Below are 16,268 nucleotides of genomic sequence, written 5' to 3'. Positions count from 1 at the left end.
TCCCGGACCGTTGCATTCCTTCCTGCCTGCGCTATACCTACCCCTGTATAACCATTAAACAGGCCGCCGGAAACTCGTCATTGCCGTATCCGGCCGAGGAGGGGAAGATGCGCAAGTATCTGTACTCGACTGTACTGTGTCTCGCGGTCGGCCTGCTGCCGGCGGCAGGATCGGCGACCGAGCTCACCCGCGGCGCCATGCTGGCCAATTCCTGTGCCGGCTGCCACGGTACCGATGGTCACAGTCCCGGCGCCATCCCGAGCATCGGTGGCAAGTCCGCCGACTTCATCGAGACCGCCCTGAAGGAATTCCGCAGCGGTGAACGCCACAGTACCGTCATGGGCCGCCATGCCAGGGCCTACACGGACGAGGAAATCCGTCTGATCGCCGAATTCTTCGGCAGGGAGGCGCAGTGATGAGCCGCTATACCCGACGTGAACTGCTGATGTTGCTGGGCCGGGCCGGCACCGCTTCCATGCTGGGTGCAATGGGTCTGCCGCTGGTCGGCTGCGGCGGCAGGGATGAATCCATGGAGCAGGCCGGCGAGGCGGCCGGGGGCCGGCAGGCCGCCCTGAATCGCCCGCGGGTGGTCATCGTCGGCGGCGGCTTCGGCGGCACCAGCTGCGCCAAGTATCTGCGCCGCTATGTCAAGGACGCCGAGATCATTCTGGTCGAGCCCAGGCAGACCTATCATACCTGCCCCTTCAGTAATACGGTGCTGGCGGGCATGAACCCCATGGACTTCATTGCCCACGACTACGAGACCCTGCGCACGGCCCATGGTGTGGAGGTGATCCATCAGACGGTCAGCGAGATTGATCCGGTGGCCAAGGCCGCCAGCCTGGATGACGGCCGTACGCTGGGCTACGATTACCTGGTGCTCTCGCCCGGCATCGATATGCGCCGGGATGCCATCGAGGGCTATGACGAAGCCGCCACCGAGGCCATGCCGCATGCCTGGCAGGCCGGCGACCAGACCCGGCTGCTGCGGGCGCAGCTCGAGGCCATGGATGACGGCGGCACCGTTATCATCGCCCCGCCGAACAATCCCTTTCGCTGTCCCCCGGGGCCCTATGAGCGGGCCAGCCTGATTGCGCACTATCTCAAGCAGCACAAGCCGAAATCCAAGATTCTGATCCTGGATGCCAAGGATAAATTCTCCAAGCAGGGCCTGTTCATGCAGGGCTGGGAGGCGCTCTATCCCGGCATGATCGAGTGGGTGAAGGGGTCGGACTGGGGCGGCATGGGCCGGGTCGATGCCGGGCAGAAGACCGTCTACAGCATGTTCGACAAGGCCTTCAAGGGCGACGTGGTCAACCTGATACCGCCGCAGCAGGCCGGGGAGATCGCGCTGCGCACGGGGCTGGCCAATGACGACGGCTGGTGCCCGGTGGATCAGCGCAGCTTCGAATCCACCATGCACAAGGATCTGTTCGTGATCGGTGATGCTTCCGTGGCCGGCCAGATGCCCAAGTCGGGTTTTGCCGCCAACAGCCAGGGTAAGGTCTGCGCCGCGGCCATCGCCGCCCGTATCCTGGAGGTGGAGCTGCCCGAGCCCTCCTATGTGAACACCTGCTACAGTCTGGTCGGTCCCGACTACGGCATTTCGGTGGCGGCCGTTTACCGCATGCAGGAAGGCCAGATCAAGAGCGTGGAGGACTCGGGCGGAGTCAGCCCGGGCGAAGTCGATGCGCAGTTCCGCCGCGACGAGGCCCGCTACGCCGAGGGCTGGTACCAGAGTATCACCTCGGACATGTTCGGCTGACGATCGTGAGGGCTGGAAACCGCAGCTGCTGCGGGGACGGGCCCGTGGGGGGGGGTGAAACGCCTCGAGGTCTGCCATGCCATATGACTCCATCAGCGAACTGCCGGGCAGCGTCCGCGACCATCTGCCCGAACACGCCCAGGAGATCTTCCTGGAGGCGTTCAACAGCGCCTGGGATCAGTACGCCGACCGCAGTGACCGCGAGGAGACGGCCTTCAGGGTCGCCTGGTCGGCGGTGAAACAGAAGTACAAAAAGTCGGATGGAAACTGGGTCAGAAAGTAGCGACTAATCCAGCCGGAAACCGATCTTGAGCTTCACCTGGTAATGCCCCACCCTGCCATCGACAATATGACCGCGGGTCTCCACTACCTCGAACCAGTCCAGGTTGTGGAGGGTCTCACTGGCCTTGCTGACTGCGCGCTGAATGGCGTCGTCCGTACCCGTACTGGAGGATCCGACGATCTCGATGACTTTATAGACGTTGTCGCTCACTGGTGTTCTCCCGATTTTGGCGGATTTGTTGTATTCTGAGAATAGAAGCCGGATCCGGCTTTGTCAGGTTCAATGACGGAATTCATGGGAGGCGGAATGTCCAGCACTAAACCGGGGCCGGATTCCGACCGGCTCGACCGCGTGGTGGCCGAGGCGCACCGCTACCGCGATCAGCGCGAGAAGGACTACCGGGAACAGGCGCTCAAGCTCTACCCCTGGGTATGCGGGCGTTGCGGGCGGGAGTTCGACCGCAGCAACCTGCGCGAGCTGACCGTGCACCACCGCGATCACAATCACGACAACAACCCGGCCGACGGCAGCAACTGGGAGCTGCTGTGCCTGTACTGCCATGACAACGAGCACCAGCGCCAGCTGGAAGCGGCCATGGGCGGTGGCGCGGGCAGTGCCGACGGCGCCGAGAGCGGCGCCCGCCACAATCCGTTTGCCGATCTCAAGTCCCTGCTGGACAGGAAGTGACGGACCGCGGCCCACGGTGGGACGCGCGGCCGCGTCAACACCCTCAGGCCACCCGACTGGCCGCCGGCCGGTTCGCAGAGGTCGGATCAATCAGGGTGACGACCTCGGTGATGCGATTGGCGGGGAAGCCGCTGAGGCGGGCATGTTCACGGATCAGCTCCTCGCTTTCAGCCAGATAAATGCAGAAGGTCTTGTCTTGCGCAACATAGGAATGCACCCACTGGATGCGGGTGCCGAGCTGGGCCAGAACGCTGTTTGATGTGCTGGCCACGGCGCAGAAGCCTTCCGCGCTGTTGGTGCCGATACCGGGAACTTCACGTTCGATCACGAATTTGCATAGCATCGGGTTGTCCTCACGATTTACCCTGGCGCGTCTGATGCGTTGCGAATGCCGGGGCCAGGTTTCCCTTCACCGCGACAGCAGGTTACCCCGTGGCTGTAACCCGGTTATTGCAGAGGTTGCCTTTATTGTTTCCGGAGTGTTTCTTCCCGGCCCTGCAGGTGACGCGGGGAAGGAAGTCACTCGGCGAGATAGGCCTGCCGCCGTAGCTCCTGCAATGCCCGGTTGTAGGGATCGATCTCAAGGCCGCGGGCGATGCTCCTGTGTGCCCGCTGAATCTGTCCGCGATCGAGTTCGTAGGTGGCGCGCTCAAGGTAATTTCTGATCAACTGCCTTTTCTGTGCCGGGGAAAGCGTCCGCGGATCGACCTCATCATCTGTCTGTGATGGCGACTCCGTCCTGTCTGCCGCGGCAGGTTTCCGGTCAGCTGTTGCGGCGGAGCGGCTCTGCGCCTGTTGCCGGTCGGATGCCTGCCGGTCAAGCTCGGCGTCGAGTTTTTCGGTCAGTGCGGCGATATGTGCCTCCAGCTGATCCAGCTCACTCTCCTCGCGGCGGACCTGTTCCTCCGGTTGTGACCGGGGAGACGCCTGGCGGACAAGCCCGGTGTCGAGTTTTTCGGTCAATGCAGCGATGCGCGCCTCCAGCTCATCCAGTCTCTCTTCCTTGCTGCGAATCTTCTCCTCCATCAGTTTCAGCGAGTCGTCGGCCGCGACGGAGGCTTGTCCCGGTTCGGGCCTGTCCGTGTAGGCCGGGCTGTCGTGGTTCGTGACGTCGGGAACTGGGCTGCCGACGGTGCCCTCGCGTGAGTCGACGGATGGGGAAAGTGCCTGACTCTGACTCAGGGTGGCTGAATGAACCGCAGCCTGGACGGCGGTCCGGCCGGATGAATAGAGCTGTTGCGCGCCATGAAGCAGGTTGTCGATTTCACCCCTGTATTTCGATATGTCGGATCCATAGAGAAAAATGCCTGCCGATACTCCCGCAAGCAATATCATACCCGCGCGCAGCGAAGGTAACTTGCGTGCGCGGGCGGGTTTTCGGGCTTCTGCGACGATGTGGGGCTCCGAGTCATACGATTCGGATATATAGGGCTCCGATATGCCCGGCCTGGATATGTCTGGCGCGTGACGGGGGGCTGAGCGCGCTTCGGGCCCGGAGGTGCGGATGTGCGGGCGTGCCCTGTGAAGCCTGGCTGTGCGTGGCCTGGGGGTATGCGTATGCGACGCGTCGGCAGGGGCTGCCGTAAATGGATATATGCCGCTGGCTTGTTTGTTTCTCGCGGTTTCGTGGACCATTTGTGCATCTATGCTGGCCTTGTCCTTGAGCCCCATGAGAATAATACAGTTGTTGCAAAGCAGGTTTATCAGCCGGGGTGTCCCGTTGCTGTATGCGTGAATTGAATCGACCGCATCGGTTGAGAAGATGTCATTGTCGATATCGAATTCATTCAGCCTGTGCCGAATATACTGACCGGTTTCCTCGCGGCTCATCGTCCCCAGGTGGATGGCCCGGTTTCTGCGTGATGTCGATTCAGTGTCGGAGTCGCTTGCCAGCTGTTCGAAATCGCAGTCGCCGGAAAGTATGATCGGGATTGAAAGCTTGAGCGACAGAGTATCGAGCATTTCGAGGCTGGTGGAATCGATGCCTTCCGCATTGTCGACGATCAATAGAGGGTTGCCGGCGTCGATCAGTTGGGATCTCAGGTCGGAAAAAAGGTCATCGTCTGTTATGTCAGTTCCTTGCGGCTCTGAAAGACCGAGTTCCCTGCATATCCTGTCGATGTAGTCGTCAATGCCTCCCATGAAGGAATGGTTCAGATAGACGGTCCGCAGTGTCGTCATCTGTTTCCTGAAGTGCGTCAGTACTGCGCTTTTCCCGGTTCCGGGCGAGCCGGACAGGAACTGTAGTCTGTATCCCCTGCGTAGGCCCTGTACAAGGCCGTCAAGCGCCTGCTGATGACCGCGGCTCAGAAAAATCGGCGTGCAGTCAGGGTTGACCGGGAAAGCCGAGCTGTGCTTCACAAGAATTTCTTTGTTCATGAGCATCGGAGTGGCCATATTTTACTAATGAGAACGTTAGTACTGCAGAAGAGAGATGAAGGCATAGTATAGCGATAACGTTGATTCGTGCCGTTGAAGCTGGTCGCAAAACGCGTACAGGTTCTCATTCCGGGTGCGTCGATTGTGGCAGGGCTTGATTTTGCACTGGAAAATAGATGCGAAAGCGGGGTGTGAAGGCCTGTTGTTGTCGCTGTGCAGCGACAGTTCGATGTGTTGTGAATGACTCGCATCAGATGTTTTCTGACATTACCGTACGCCAGTTGATGTATTCCGGGCGGTGGCTGCATGGGTCAGCCGTGGATGTACGTAACTCCGTAGTGTATCGGGGGAGAGGCTGAAGCGTGTGGAGCTGATGGCTGATGGCGCGGAATATCGGCAGGCGTCCGTAAACCTTGAGAGGAAAGCTGAAAAATGTGAAGCGCTAGGCATTGATAACGGATGGCTTCAATCTAAGATTACGACTGGCAAACACAGGTGCTGTCAATTCCGCTAAACCTGTAAACAAAGGGGATTCAAGCAGATATGGACGCACAACGTAAGGTTCTTCTGGTCGACGATGACGAAGCTCCCCTCGGGTCTGCTGCAGCGCGGCTGCGGGTGGAAGGTTATGATGCGCTTCTGGTTTCCGACAGTCAGTCTGCGATCGCCAGACTGGATGCATTTGAGCCGGATCTGATCGTCGTCGGTCTGCGCCTGGACGGGCTGGACGGGATTGTCCTGTTCGGTGAGATCTTCAAACGCAATCCATTTCTCCCCGTTATCATCCTTACCCAGCAAGGGGCCATGCCGGACTCCGTCGATACCATTCGACAGGGCAGTTACGAGTTCATGGAAAAACCCTGTGTCGTAGACGATCTGGTTGAGCGGGTATCGAACCTGCTGCAGACCGGCTGTGATTGTTCCGTCGAGGTCAAGGCCGAGATGGTCGAGGCGTGGCGCAGTGAGATCATCAGCAGAAGTCCTGCAATGGATGAGCTGCTGCAGCAGGCCAAACTCGTGGCCGACAGCGGCGCGACCGTCCTGATCCAGAGTGAAAGCGGTACCGGCAAGGAGCTGCTGGCGCGTGCCCTTCATAAGGCAAGCAGCAGAAATGGCGGACCGTTCAATGCCGTCAACTGCAGCGCGATCCATGAGAACCTGCTGGAATCCGAGTTGTTCGGGCATGTCAAAGGTGCCTTTACCGGTGCCACGAACGACCACAAGGGGCTGTTGCAGGCTGCCGATGGCGGCACCCTGTTCCTGGACGAGGTCGGTGACATGCCGCTGGGTGTCCAGGCCAAGCTGCTGCGGTCGCTGGAGGAGCGCGAAATCAGGCCGGTCGGGTCGATCAGAAGCATGCCTTTCGATGTCAGAATCATCGCTGCCACCAACCGGGATCTTGAGGCTGCGGTCGAGCAGGGCGAGTTTCGCGAGGATCTGTATTACAGGCTCAAGGTGATTTCCCTGGAGCTTCCGCCCTTGCGGGAGCGGCGGGAAGATATCCCGATGCTGGCGAATGCGTTCCTGGAAGAGTTTGCGCGGATGAACAACCGCAGTGCGAGAAGGTTTTCGCGCGAAGCGATGGATGCCCTGGTCAGTGCCGACTTTCCCGGCAACGTCCGCCAGTTGCGTAATGTTGTGCAGCAGGTGGTTGCGCTTTCGGCTGCGCACGTCATTCCGGGGGCGCTGGTGAAACGGGCCATCAAGGGTGATTCCGGGGACCTGCTTTCCCTTGCAGAGGAAAAAGAGCGCTTCGAAAGGAATTACCTGATACGGGTAATGAAGATTTCCAATGGCAACGTCAGCCATGCCGCCAGGCTGGCCAAGCGCAACAGGACCGAGTTCTACAAACTGCTGGGGCGTTACGAACTCAATCCTCAGGAATTCCGCAGCGCCTCCTGACTGTACTTCCCCGGCTCTGAGGCTGTTGCCGGGTTTTCTCTCAGTGTCTTCTTCCTTCCTTCCGACAAAACTGTCGGTCCCGTCCGGCTGCGGCTCTGCATGATGTGTGCCGCAGCCCTGGTCCCGTGTGTACCACGTCACAGATCCGCGTTTTAATCCGTGAAAGGGTTTTCTCACCGGTGCTTTCTGCGTCTTCCCGGAATACCTGTTGCGTTATGCAGACGCAGAATGCGTGCTCTGAACTATCTGTCTGATTCGGCGAATAACTTTTTGTCGCTTTATAACGACGACATGGCGTTGCGGATTCGCGGCTGGCGGGGATGGCCTGGCAGGAATGAGGTGCAGGTCTTCCGGGTTTGTGGGCCCATTATGCCGCCGATGCGTGTGTATGCAAGTCAGACGTGTTTGCGCCTGTTTCTTCATGCTTTCCCTGGCGCAGGTGCTTGATTCCATGTCTCTCGGAGGAAGGGCAATTCAGGTTAGATGTTTATTTTTGATACCTGTTTCCTGTCAGCGACATGCATGGAAGCTCGATCCCCTGTTGTGAACGATAACGTGTTGATACCTGGTCCGGGTTTGCTGTATTGAGCTGGAATGGCCTTTGCAAGGGTTTTGGCGGTGCGAATTCGCCCGAGATTAAAAACATTTCACTTAAACCAAGACCAACGATGCTAGGAGTCGATTATGGAAACGAAAATGAATAGATCCGTACTGGGAGTGCTTGCGATCTGTGCGTCCACCTACGGCGCCGCAGTCAGCGCCGCTTCGGTTCCGGGGCTTCCGGCCGAAGCCGGTGCCATGTCGGGGGACGACTCATATTTTTCGGTCGATATCATGGATAGCACGGCCGTCGAGGGGGCGCTCGATTTCAGCGTCAAGCTCCTGGAGGAGTTCTCGTTCGGGGGTAATTTCGGGCTCCAGGCATTCGGCTTCAACGTCGATCCCACTATGGAGACCGAGACGACCGACAATGGCAGTGTGGTCCTGAGTTCGACCCCGCTGGAGCTGAGCAATCTGCCTGACGGCTGGTCCGTCAAGACGGATCAGCAGATGGGTGGCCAGGGTGTCTTCGACATTGCGCTCTGGACCGAAGGGAACAACCGTACCGATCAGCTCGACTTTACCCTGATCGGTGCCGGCCAGGACCAGATCGGCGATGAGTTCGCCGCCAAGGTCGCCGGCTACTTCGGTATGGGGCATGGCAAGGGTGGCGATAACGGCAACGGCGTCGAGCCGCCCCAGGCCGTCCCGCTGCCTGCCGCTGCCTGGCTGTTCATCAGTGGCATAGTCGGTATGCTGGGTGTTGCCCGTCGCCGCAACCCCGCTGCTGTCCAGTCTGCCGCCTGAATGTTCCCCTCGCCCCCTTCCCGGGGGCTGCGCAGGGCGGGCTCTTCCGCCCGCCCTGCGCACTTTTCCATCTTCAGTTCCGTGCTTCCAGTTCCTCCCACCTGGCGTAAGCCTGTTCCAGTTCAGACTCCACCGCCTTGAGTTGTGCCCGGGCGCGGCCGATACCGGCTTTGTCCTGTTGATACAATTCCGGCCGACCAAGCGCTTCGCTGAGCCGGGCCTGTTCGTTTTCCAGCTGCTCGATCCGCTGCGGCAACTGTTCCAGTTCACGCTGATCCTTGTAGGACAATTTTGCCGTTCGGGCAGGGCGGGGTGCAGTGGCGGCAGCGCCTGCAGCCGCGCGCGCCGCTGCCGGAGCTGAGGCCGGGCTCCGGTTCTGCGCCTGCTCGCGCTGGCGCAGCCAGTCGGCGTAGCCGCCGACATACTCGTTCACCCTGCCGCCGCCTTCGAAGACCAGTGAGCTGGTGACGATGTTGTCGAGAAAGGCGCGGTCATGGCTGACCAGCAGCACTGTGCCTGTGTATTCGATCAGCAGCTCTTCCAGCAGTTCCAGGGTGTCGGTGTCCAGGTCGTTGGTCGGCTCGTCCAGCACCAGCACATTGGCCGGCCGGGTGAAGAGTTTTGCCAGCAGCAGCCGGTTGCGCTCGCCGCCGGACAGGGCGCTGACCGGCTGTCGGGCCCGGGCCGGGGCGAACAGAAAGTCCTGTAGGTAGCTGATCACGTGCCGGTCCTGACCGTTGATGGTGAGCCGGTCGCGGCCCTGGCCGACGTTGTCCAGCACCGTCTTGTCTTCCTCCAGCGCGGCCCGGTACTGATCGAAGTAGGCGACCTCCAGGTTGGTGCCACGGCGGATGCGGCCGGCGGTCGGTTCCAGCTCGCCCAGCAGCAGGCGCAGCAAGGTGGTCTTGCCGGCGCCATTGGGGCCGATGATGCCGACCTTGTCGCCGCGCAGGATGGTGGTGGTCAGACCCCGGATGACCGGCTCGCCGTCATAGTCGAAGCCGGCGTCCTCGGCCTCGACCACCAGCTTGCCCGAACGCTCGCCCGACTGGACGCTGATCCGGGCCGGGCCGGTGCGTTCGCGGCGCTCGGCCCGCTCGCGGCGCAGCTGCTGGAGGGCCCGGACGCGGCCCTCGTTGCGGGTGCGCCGGGCCTTGATGCCCTGGCGGATCCAGGCCTCTTCCTGGGCCAGCTTCCGGTCGAACAGGGCGTTGTGGCGTTCCTCCTCGGCCAGCAGCTCGGCCTTGCGTCTGAGGTAGGTGTCGTAGTCGCCGGGGAAGTCGGTGAGATGGCCCCGGTCCAGTTCGATGATGCGGGTGGCCAGGCGGCGCAGGAAGGCACGGTCGTGGGTGATGAACAGCAGCGCACCCTGCCAGCCGAGCAGGAATTCCTCCAGCCAGGTGATGGCGTCGATGTCCAGGTGATTGGTGGGCTCGTCCAGCAGCAGCAGGTCGGGCTGGCTTACCAGGGCGCGTGCCAGTAGTACACGGCGCTTGAGCCCCCCGGAAAGCTGCTCGATCTGCGCCTCGGCATCCAGCTCGAGTTTAGATAGCACGGTGTCAACCCGCTGGTTGATCTCCCAGCCGCCGGCACCTTCCAGGGCGTGCTGGCACTGTTCCAGTTCGTCCATCCGGCTCAGGTCGCCGGCGGCGATGGCATGGGTGAGGGTGTGGTACTGCTCGACCAGCCGACCCACCTCGCCCAGTCCCTCGGCGACCACATGGTATACGCTGCCGGCGGCTCCGCGCGGGACCTCCTGGGCCAGCTGGGCGATACGCAGGCCGTCGGCGCGCTGGATCAGCCCGTCGTCGGGCGCGAGTTCACCGGCGACCAGCCGCAGCAGGGTGGACTTGCCGGTGCCGTTGCGCCCGATCAGGCACAGGCGTTCGCCGGGTTCGATCTGGAAGCTGACGCCGTCGAGCAGGGGCGGGTCGCCGTACTGGAGGGTGACGTCGCGGAAACTGAGCAGGGGCATGGTGGGGCTTCAGGGACCAGGAGAAACGGACATTATAGCGTGACGGCAGACGTCAGCGGTCGGCCGGTTCCGATTCGATGGCGCGCTGCAGCGGCTCGCGCAGCCGGGCGAAATCCCGCGGCGCCACATACTGCAGCACCTCCTGACCCTCCTGATTGAGGATCAGATCCAGTCCGATCTGTGGATACAACAGGTGTTCGGCCTGTTCGCTCAGCCGGACGCGTTCGACCGGCTGGCCGAAACGGTGCTGCGCCACTTCGGCATCGATGTTGGCGGCCGGGATGAAGGTGATGGAGCCAATGGTTGCGGCATAGGCCGTCGGCAGGTCCTCGGGGTCGAGGGTGAACTGGCGCGCTCCGCTGTCCAGTACCTTGCTGTCGGCCGCGCGCTCGCGCAGGCCCAGCAGTGTCTCCCGGTCCAGGTCAGCGGTAAGGATCATCTGGCCGGAGAAGTTGCCCGCCATGAAGCGGCGGTAGAACAGCTCGAGTGAACCGTCCTCACCGGTATCGGTGATGATGGCCAGTTCCATGTCCTGGCCGTGCCGCTGGATCGCCTCCCTGAAGGTGCTCCGACCCAGGGTCAGGCCGAATACCCGGCTGTAGCCGTCGGGCGTGACCTCCACCTGCCAGGGCAGGCCGGTGGCAGGCTCGCGCGGCCCCTGGCTGTCGCGCAGCAGCGGCACCAGGATCAGGATGATGAGCAGCAGGATCAGCAGCGGCAGGAGTCGTTTCATCAGGGCGCGGGTTCGGGGTCGGGATCGAAAGGATACAGCATACCGGATCCGGGCAATGTCGCAATGCCGGGTTCCCGCGTGCCGGTTCAGCGAATCCGCCTATAATACGTTACAGTAGAGACAGCCAAGACACAGCCGGGGGGAGAGTATGCTGGATGCCGTAAGCAACTGGTTCAGACAGAACTGGAACGAGGAGAGCAACCTGGGCAAGGCCAAGATCGCCGCCGTGGTGGTGCTGGTATTCCTGTTTGTCGCCAGCCTGGTGCAGGATCGCCAGGGTGGGGAGGCGCCGCCGCAGGCTGAAACCGCGGCACCGGAAGGAACGGAGCCGACGCTGGAACAGGCCGGGCAACAGGCCGCCGAGACCTACGCCAGCTACGAAAGCTACCTGGCCGAGCTGGCGCGCGAGAAGGACCAGGGCGAGCAGCAGGCGCGCGAGACCTACGACAGCTACCAGCAGCGGGTCCGCGAGCTGGAGCAGGGCAGGGAACAGGCCGCCATCCAGGCGCGCGCCGCCTATCAGGATTACGAGGACAGGGTCGGCGAGCTGGAACACGAGCTGGAGGCGGCCCGGACGCAGAGCCGCCAGGCCTACGCCGCCTATGAGAAGCGGGTGGCCGAGCTGGAACAGGGGCGCGAGGACCATGCTGAAGGCAGTACCGAACTGAACGCGCTCGAGGCCGCCGCCACCGATGCCCGCGAGACCTTCAAACAGTATGAAACCCGGGTCAGCGAGCTGGAACATGACCTGGAATCCGCCGAGCGCCAGGCCCGGGATGCCTACGCCAGCTACGAGGCACGGGTCGCAGAGCTCGAGCGGGCGCAGGAGCAGGCCGAGCAGGAAGCCGCCTCGACCTACGCCAGCTACGAGGCCCGTGTCGCGGAGCTGGAGCGCGAGAATGCCGAGCTGCGCCGACAGCTGGCCGAACTCCGGCAGCAGCAGGGCGGCGGGTCAACCGGTGCGGACACCGCTGACCGGGAGGCCATGCAGGAGGAACTCAGGGCCCTGCGGCAGCGCATCGACCGGCTGCTGCAGGAGTTCTGAACCAGCGCCGGCCCCGCCCACCGGGCGTGCGGCGGGAGCCGGGAGCCGTTTATAATAGTGCATGCTTGCCGGGGGGACGAGCATGGAGACAGAGGTACGGGTCCTGGTTGTGGACGACGATCCGGATGTGCGGTCGTTCCTGCAGGACTATCTTTCCGAACATGATTATCAGGTCACCGCGCTCGACAGCGGTGCGGCACTGCGCAGCCATCTGGCCGGTGCCGCGGCGGACGTGGTGCTGCTGGATGTGGGCCTGCCCGGTGAGGACGGGCTGAGCCTGGCGCGCTTCGTGCGCGAGCACTGTGATGTGGGCGTGATCATGATCTCCGGCGCCGGCGAGCCGGTCGACCGCATCGTCGGGCTGGAGGTCGGTGCCGACGATTATCTGGCCAAACCCTTCGAGCCGCGCGAACTGCTGGCGCGGATCAAGAGTGTGCTGCGCCGCTACCGGCGTGAACCCGCCGTACCGGCCGTCGTGGCCGTCGCCAACCGGCGGCTTGCCGTCGGTCCCTGCCTGCTGGACCTGGACCGTCGACAGCTGTTCGATGCCGAGGGGCGGGAGATTCCCCTCACCGCCATGGAGTTCGGTCTGCTGCAGGTTTTCGTGGAGCGGCCCAACCGGCCGCTGTCCCGTGACCAGTTGCTCAACCTGACCCAGAACCGCGACTGGAATCCGTTTGACCGCAGCATCGATATCCGCATCACCCGGCTGCGCCGCAAGCTGGAACCGGACCCGGAACAGCCGCAACTGATCCGCACGGTCCGGGGCGTGGGCTACATGTATGTTCCCGCGGCGGGCACGGTGTGAATGCCCGTCTCTGTAACGGCGGTGTTTCAGTTGTAACAGAAGTTTTGCGCGGACCTGCGTCCCGGCCCGGGGTTGATAGACTCATCGACAGGCATTCCCTGAGGATCGATGACGGTGCGCATACAGGCCTTCCCAGTCCCGGAGCCCGGTGATCCAACGGTCGCGATGAGCGAGACCGGTCATTTTGTCCTGTCCAGTGGCCGCCTGCACGGCTGCGACGCCCGTGCCGCGGCCATCTGGGACTGCGCCCCGGAACAGCTCGACGGCATGGATCCGCTGGCCCTGTCCCCGTCCGTCCAGCCGGACGGTACGCCTTCCGCCGAGGCCTGGGCGCAGCGCGTTGCCGCCGCCGCCCGGCTGCCCCAGGCCTTCGAATGGCGGTTCGGGGCCGACGGGCGGAAGCCGGTGCGGGCCCTGGTACAGCTGGAACCGGGCGGTACGGCCGGGCCGCAGGTGCTGCAGGGGCGGTTGCAGGATCTCGGAGACCTGTTCCGGGCCGAGGCCGCCTGGCGCGAGAGCGAGACCCGGCTGACCCAGATCCTCGCCAATACCACCGCCGTGGTGTACGTCAAGGACCGCGACGGACACTATCTCCTCGCCAACCGCCGGTTCGAACGCCTGTTCGATCTGCCCGCGGGCCACCCCGTCGGGAAAACCGATGCCGAACTGGGCCTGTTCGATGCCGACACCGTCCGGGTGCTGCGTCGCAACGATGCCCGGGTGCTGGAACAGTCGGCCGCGATCGAATACGAGGAGACCATCACCGTCGCCGGCTGTGCGCGCACCTATCTGTCCATCAAGTTTCCCCTGTTCAACACCGAGGGTGAGGCCTATGCCGTGTGCGGTATCTCCACCGATATCACCGAGCGCAAGCGTACCGAAACCGCCTTGAGCAACGTGGCGCTGGGCGTGTCGGGGACCAGCAGCGACGACGTGTTCGAGGCCATCGCCTATTACCTGACCCGCAGCCTGGAAGTGGATTTCGCCTTCATCGGCGAGCTCAAGGGTGATGGCCGGCGGCTGCAGACCCTGGCGATCTGCCACCAGGGTGAGATGGGCGAGAATTTCGAATACGACCTCGAAGGCACCCCCTGCCAGGCCGTGGTGGGCCGGGACTTCTGCTTCATCCCGCAGGGTCTGCGTCAGCGCTATCCCGGCGACAACATGCTGCATGCGTTCGGCTTCGACGGCTATGCCGGCTACCCGCTGTTCGATTCCGCCGGCCGGGCGCTGGGTCTGATTGCGGTGGTCAACCGCGGCGGCCTGGCCCAGCCCGAACTGGTCGAATCCATCCTGCGTATCTTCTCGGTACGGGCGGCGGCCGAGATCGAGCGCATGCAGATCGATCAGGCCTTGCGCCAGTCCGAGGCCAGTTACCGCGGCATCTTCGAGGCCGCCGAGGATGCCGTGTTCATCCACGATATCGACAGCGGCCGGATCGTCGACGTCAATCCCCGGGCCTGCGAGATCTACGGCTACAGCCACGCGGAGATGCTGAACATCGATCCCGGTGCGCTCAGCGCCGGCGTCCCGCCTTACACCGGGGCCGAAGCCCGGCAGTGGCTGGCCCGTGCCCGCGCCGGCGGCACCCAGCGCTTCGAATGGCACCGGCGCAATCAGGACGGCAGCCTGCACTGGGACGAGGTATGCCTGAAGCGGGTGACCATCGCCGGGGTGGAGCGCATCCTGGCCTCCACCCGCGAAATCACCGAGCGCAAGGCGCGCGAGCAGGCCCTGCGCAGCAGCGAGAACCGGTTGCGCGCCACCATCGAAACCGCGCTGGACTGCATCATCGGCATGGATGCCCGGGGTCGCATCACCGAGTTCAATCCGGCGGCGGAGGAATGTTTCGGTTATCGGTGCGATGAGGTGTTAGGGCAGCCATTGGCCGAACTCATGATCCCGCCGCGCGATCGGGAGGCCCACCGCAGCGGTCTGGCGCGTTATCGCCGGGAGGGCTGTGGGCCCTTTCTCGGCCAGCGGGTGGAAGTCAACGCGATGCGCGCCGACGGCAGTGAGTTTCCCGCCGAGCTGGCCATCACGGTGGCGCGCAGCGAGACGGGCGACAGTTTCATCGGCTATCTGCGCGACATCACCCGGACCAAGGAGGCCGAGGCGGCGCGCGCCCAGCTGGAGGCGCAGCTGCGTCAGGCGCAGAAGATGGAGGCCATCGGTCATCTCTCCGGCGGCGTGGCGCATGACTTCAACAACATCCTCACCGGCATCATGGGCTATGTCAGCCTGGCCGAGGAGTACTGCGAGGGTCTGGCCGATCCCCGCCTGGGCCAGTACCTGGCGCGTGCCCGTCAGTCCGGAGAACGGGCCCGCGACCTGATCCGCCAACTGCTGACCTTCAGCCGCGGCCAGCGCGGCGAGCCGCGGCCGCTGGATCTCGGCCCGCTCACCCGGGAGACCCTGCGGCTGCTGCGATCGGTGGTGCCGTCCAGCATCGAGTTCGGCCTCGACCTGGACGGCCGGGTGCCGCCGGTCATGCTGGATCCGGTGCAGGTCGAGCAGATGTTGATGAACCTCTGCATCAACGCCCGCGATGCCATGCAGGGCACGGGACGGATCGTTATCGGGCTGCACCGGGTGATCCTGCCGCGCGCGGTCTGCAGTTCCTGCCGCCAGTCGCTGGAGGGTGAGCTGGTGGAGCTCAGCGTGACCGATACCGGCCCCGGCATCGCCCCGGAACACCTGGAGCGCATCTTCGAACCCTTTTTTACCACCAAGGAGACCGGCGCCGGCAGCGGCATGGGCCTGGCCACCATCCACGGCATCCTGCATGAGTCCGGGGCCCACGTGCTGGTCGAGACCGAGCCCGGCCTGGGCACGCGCTTCCGATTGCTGTTTCCACCGCTGACCGGCGCCGTCGGCAGTGCCGACGCCTACCCGGAACCGGGGCCGGCCGGCGCCGTCCGCCGGCGTCTGAACGGACATATCCTGGTGGTCGATGACGACCCCGCCGCCGGCGATTTCATGCAGGATCTGTTCGACAGCTGGGGGCTGCAGGTCACCCGGGCCGGCAACGGCCGCGCGGCCCTGGACGGTTTCGCCCGCCAGGGCGGTGGCTTCGATGTCGTGCTGCTGGATCAGACCATGCCCGGCATGAGCGGCCTGGAGACGGCGCGCTGCCTGCGTGCCGCCGGCGCGTCCGTGCCCATCCTGCTCTATACCGGTTACAGCGCGGACATTACCGAAGACAGTGTCCGCCAGGCCGGCCTGCAGGGGCTGCTGCGCAAGCCGGTCGACATCCCCCTGCTGTATCAGCGCCTGAACGATCTGCTGGCGTCCTGATTCCCGCCTGAAACAAAACCCATACAAAGCACGACGAACGCGAAATA

The 16,268-nt window shown here is 63.4% G+C and carries 14 protein-coding genes; 9 read left to right on the top strand and 5 right to left on the bottom strand.

Features of this window, described 5'->3' with window-relative positions:
- Positions 1–107 precede the first annotated feature (107 nt).
- From D6C00_RS05870 to D6C00_RS05860, 3 genes are all read left to right on the top strand, one after another.
- Positions 108–416, top strand: coding sequence for a c-type cytochrome (locus D6C00_RS05870; protein WP_125180859.1), 309 nt, complete (start codon positions 108–110; stop codon positions 414–416).
- Positions 416–1,765 carry an NAD(P)/FAD-dependent oxidoreductase gene (locus tag D6C00_RS05865; RefSeq protein WP_125180858.1) on the top strand — a complete coding sequence of 450 codons (1,350 nt, stop codon included), beginning with the start codon at positions 416–418 and terminating at the stop codon, positions 1,763–1,765. Before D6C00_RS05870 ends, D6C00_RS05865 begins: the two co-directional genes overlap by 1 nt.
- A gap of 76 nt (positions 1,766–1,841) precedes the next feature.
- The gene (locus tag D6C00_RS05860) at positions 1,842–2,048 is read left to right on the top strand and encodes a ChaB family protein (protein WP_125180857.1); all 207 of its coding nucleotides are present in this window, start codon (positions 1,842–1,844) and stop codon (positions 2,046–2,048) included.
- A 3-nt stretch (positions 2,049–2,051) separates the two neighbouring features.
- On the opposite strand, the gene D6C00_RS05855 is transcribed toward D6C00_RS05860, so the two are convergent.
- Positions 2,052–2,258, bottom strand: a complete 207-nt coding sequence (locus D6C00_RS05855; RefSeq protein ID WP_125180856.1) for a dodecin — start codon at positions 2,256–2,258, stop codon at positions 2,052–2,054.
- A gap of 96 nt (positions 2,259–2,354) precedes the next feature.
- Between D6C00_RS05855 and D6C00_RS05850 the strand changes: the two genes are divergently transcribed.
- A complete protein-coding gene (locus D6C00_RS05850; RefSeq protein WP_125180855.1) occupies positions 2,355–2,735 on the top strand; it encodes a YajD family HNH nuclease in 381 nt (126 codons plus the stop codon).
- A gap of 43 nt (positions 2,736–2,778) precedes the next feature.
- Here D6C00_RS05850 and D6C00_RS05845 read toward each other — a convergent pair whose 3' ends face one another.
- Both D6C00_RS05845 and D6C00_RS05840 read right to left on the bottom strand, forming a co-directional pair.
- Positions 2,779–3,078, bottom strand: coding sequence for a DUF4242 domain-containing protein (locus tag D6C00_RS05845; protein ID WP_125180854.1), 300 nt, complete (start codon positions 3,076–3,078; stop codon positions 2,779–2,781).
- Positions 3,079–3,254: 176 nt separating this feature from the next.
- Positions 3,255–5,114 carry an AAA family ATPase gene (locus D6C00_RS05840; RefSeq protein WP_158675317.1) on the bottom strand — a complete coding sequence of 620 codons (1,860 nt, stop codon included), beginning with the start codon at positions 5,112–5,114 and terminating at the stop codon, positions 3,255–3,257.
- A 543-nt stretch (positions 5,115–5,657) separates the two neighbouring features.
- Here D6C00_RS05840 and D6C00_RS05835 point away from each other — a divergent pair.
- Both D6C00_RS05835 and D6C00_RS05830 read left to right on the top strand, forming a co-directional pair.
- Complete coding sequence (locus D6C00_RS05835; RefSeq protein WP_125180852.1) at positions 5,658–7,016, top strand: sigma-54-dependent transcriptional regulator; 1,359 nt, start codon at positions 5,658–5,660, stop codon at positions 7,014–7,016.
- 684 nt (positions 7,017–7,700) lie between these two features.
- On the top strand, positions 7,701–8,363 hold the full coding sequence (locus D6C00_RS05830; protein ID WP_125180851.1) for a VPLPA-CTERM sorting domain-containing protein: 663 nt from the start codon (positions 7,701–7,703) through the stop codon (positions 8,361–8,363).
- A 73-nt stretch (positions 8,364–8,436) separates the two neighbouring features.
- On the opposite strand, the gene D6C00_RS05825 is transcribed toward D6C00_RS05830, so the two are convergent.
- On the bottom strand, positions 8,437–10,338 hold the full coding sequence (locus D6C00_RS05825; RefSeq protein WP_125180850.1) for an ATP-binding cassette domain-containing protein: 1,902 nt from the start codon (positions 10,336–10,338) through the stop codon (positions 8,437–8,439).
- A gap of 52 nt (positions 10,339–10,390) precedes the next feature.
- Entirely contained in the window at positions 10,391–11,071 is a 681-nt protein-coding gene (locus D6C00_RS05820; protein ID WP_125180849.1) for a hypothetical protein, read from the bottom strand.
- Positions 11,072–11,219: 148 nt separating this feature from the next.
- Between D6C00_RS05820 and D6C00_RS05815 the strand changes: the two genes are divergently transcribed.
- The 3 genes from D6C00_RS05815 (at position 11,220) to D6C00_RS05805 (ending at position 16,221) form a co-directional block, all read left to right on the top strand.
- A complete protein-coding gene (locus D6C00_RS05815) occupies positions 11,220–12,116 on the top strand; it encodes a coiled-coil domain-containing protein (RefSeq protein ID WP_125180848.1) in 897 nt (298 codons plus the stop codon).
- A gap of 82 nt (positions 12,117–12,198) precedes the next feature.
- Entirely contained in the window at positions 12,199–12,924 is a 726-nt protein-coding gene (locus D6C00_RS05810; RefSeq protein ID WP_125180847.1) for a response regulator, read from the top strand.
- 108 nt (positions 12,925–13,032) lie between these two features.
- Positions 13,033–16,221 carry a PAS domain-containing hybrid sensor histidine kinase/response regulator gene (locus D6C00_RS05805; protein ID WP_206609517.1) on the top strand — a complete coding sequence of 1,063 codons (3,189 nt, stop codon included), beginning with the start codon at positions 13,033–13,035 and terminating at the stop codon, positions 16,219–16,221.
- Positions 16,222–16,268: the final 47 nt, after the last annotated feature.

Source organism: Thiohalobacter thiocyanaticus (assembly GCF_003932505.1).
Taxonomy (GTDB): domain Bacteria; phylum Pseudomonadota; class Gammaproteobacteria; order Thiohalobacterales; family Thiohalobacteraceae; genus Thiohalobacter; species Thiohalobacter thiocyanaticus.
Note: the sequence above shows the minus strand (reverse complement) of the source record. Positions and strands in the feature narration are given on the sequence as shown.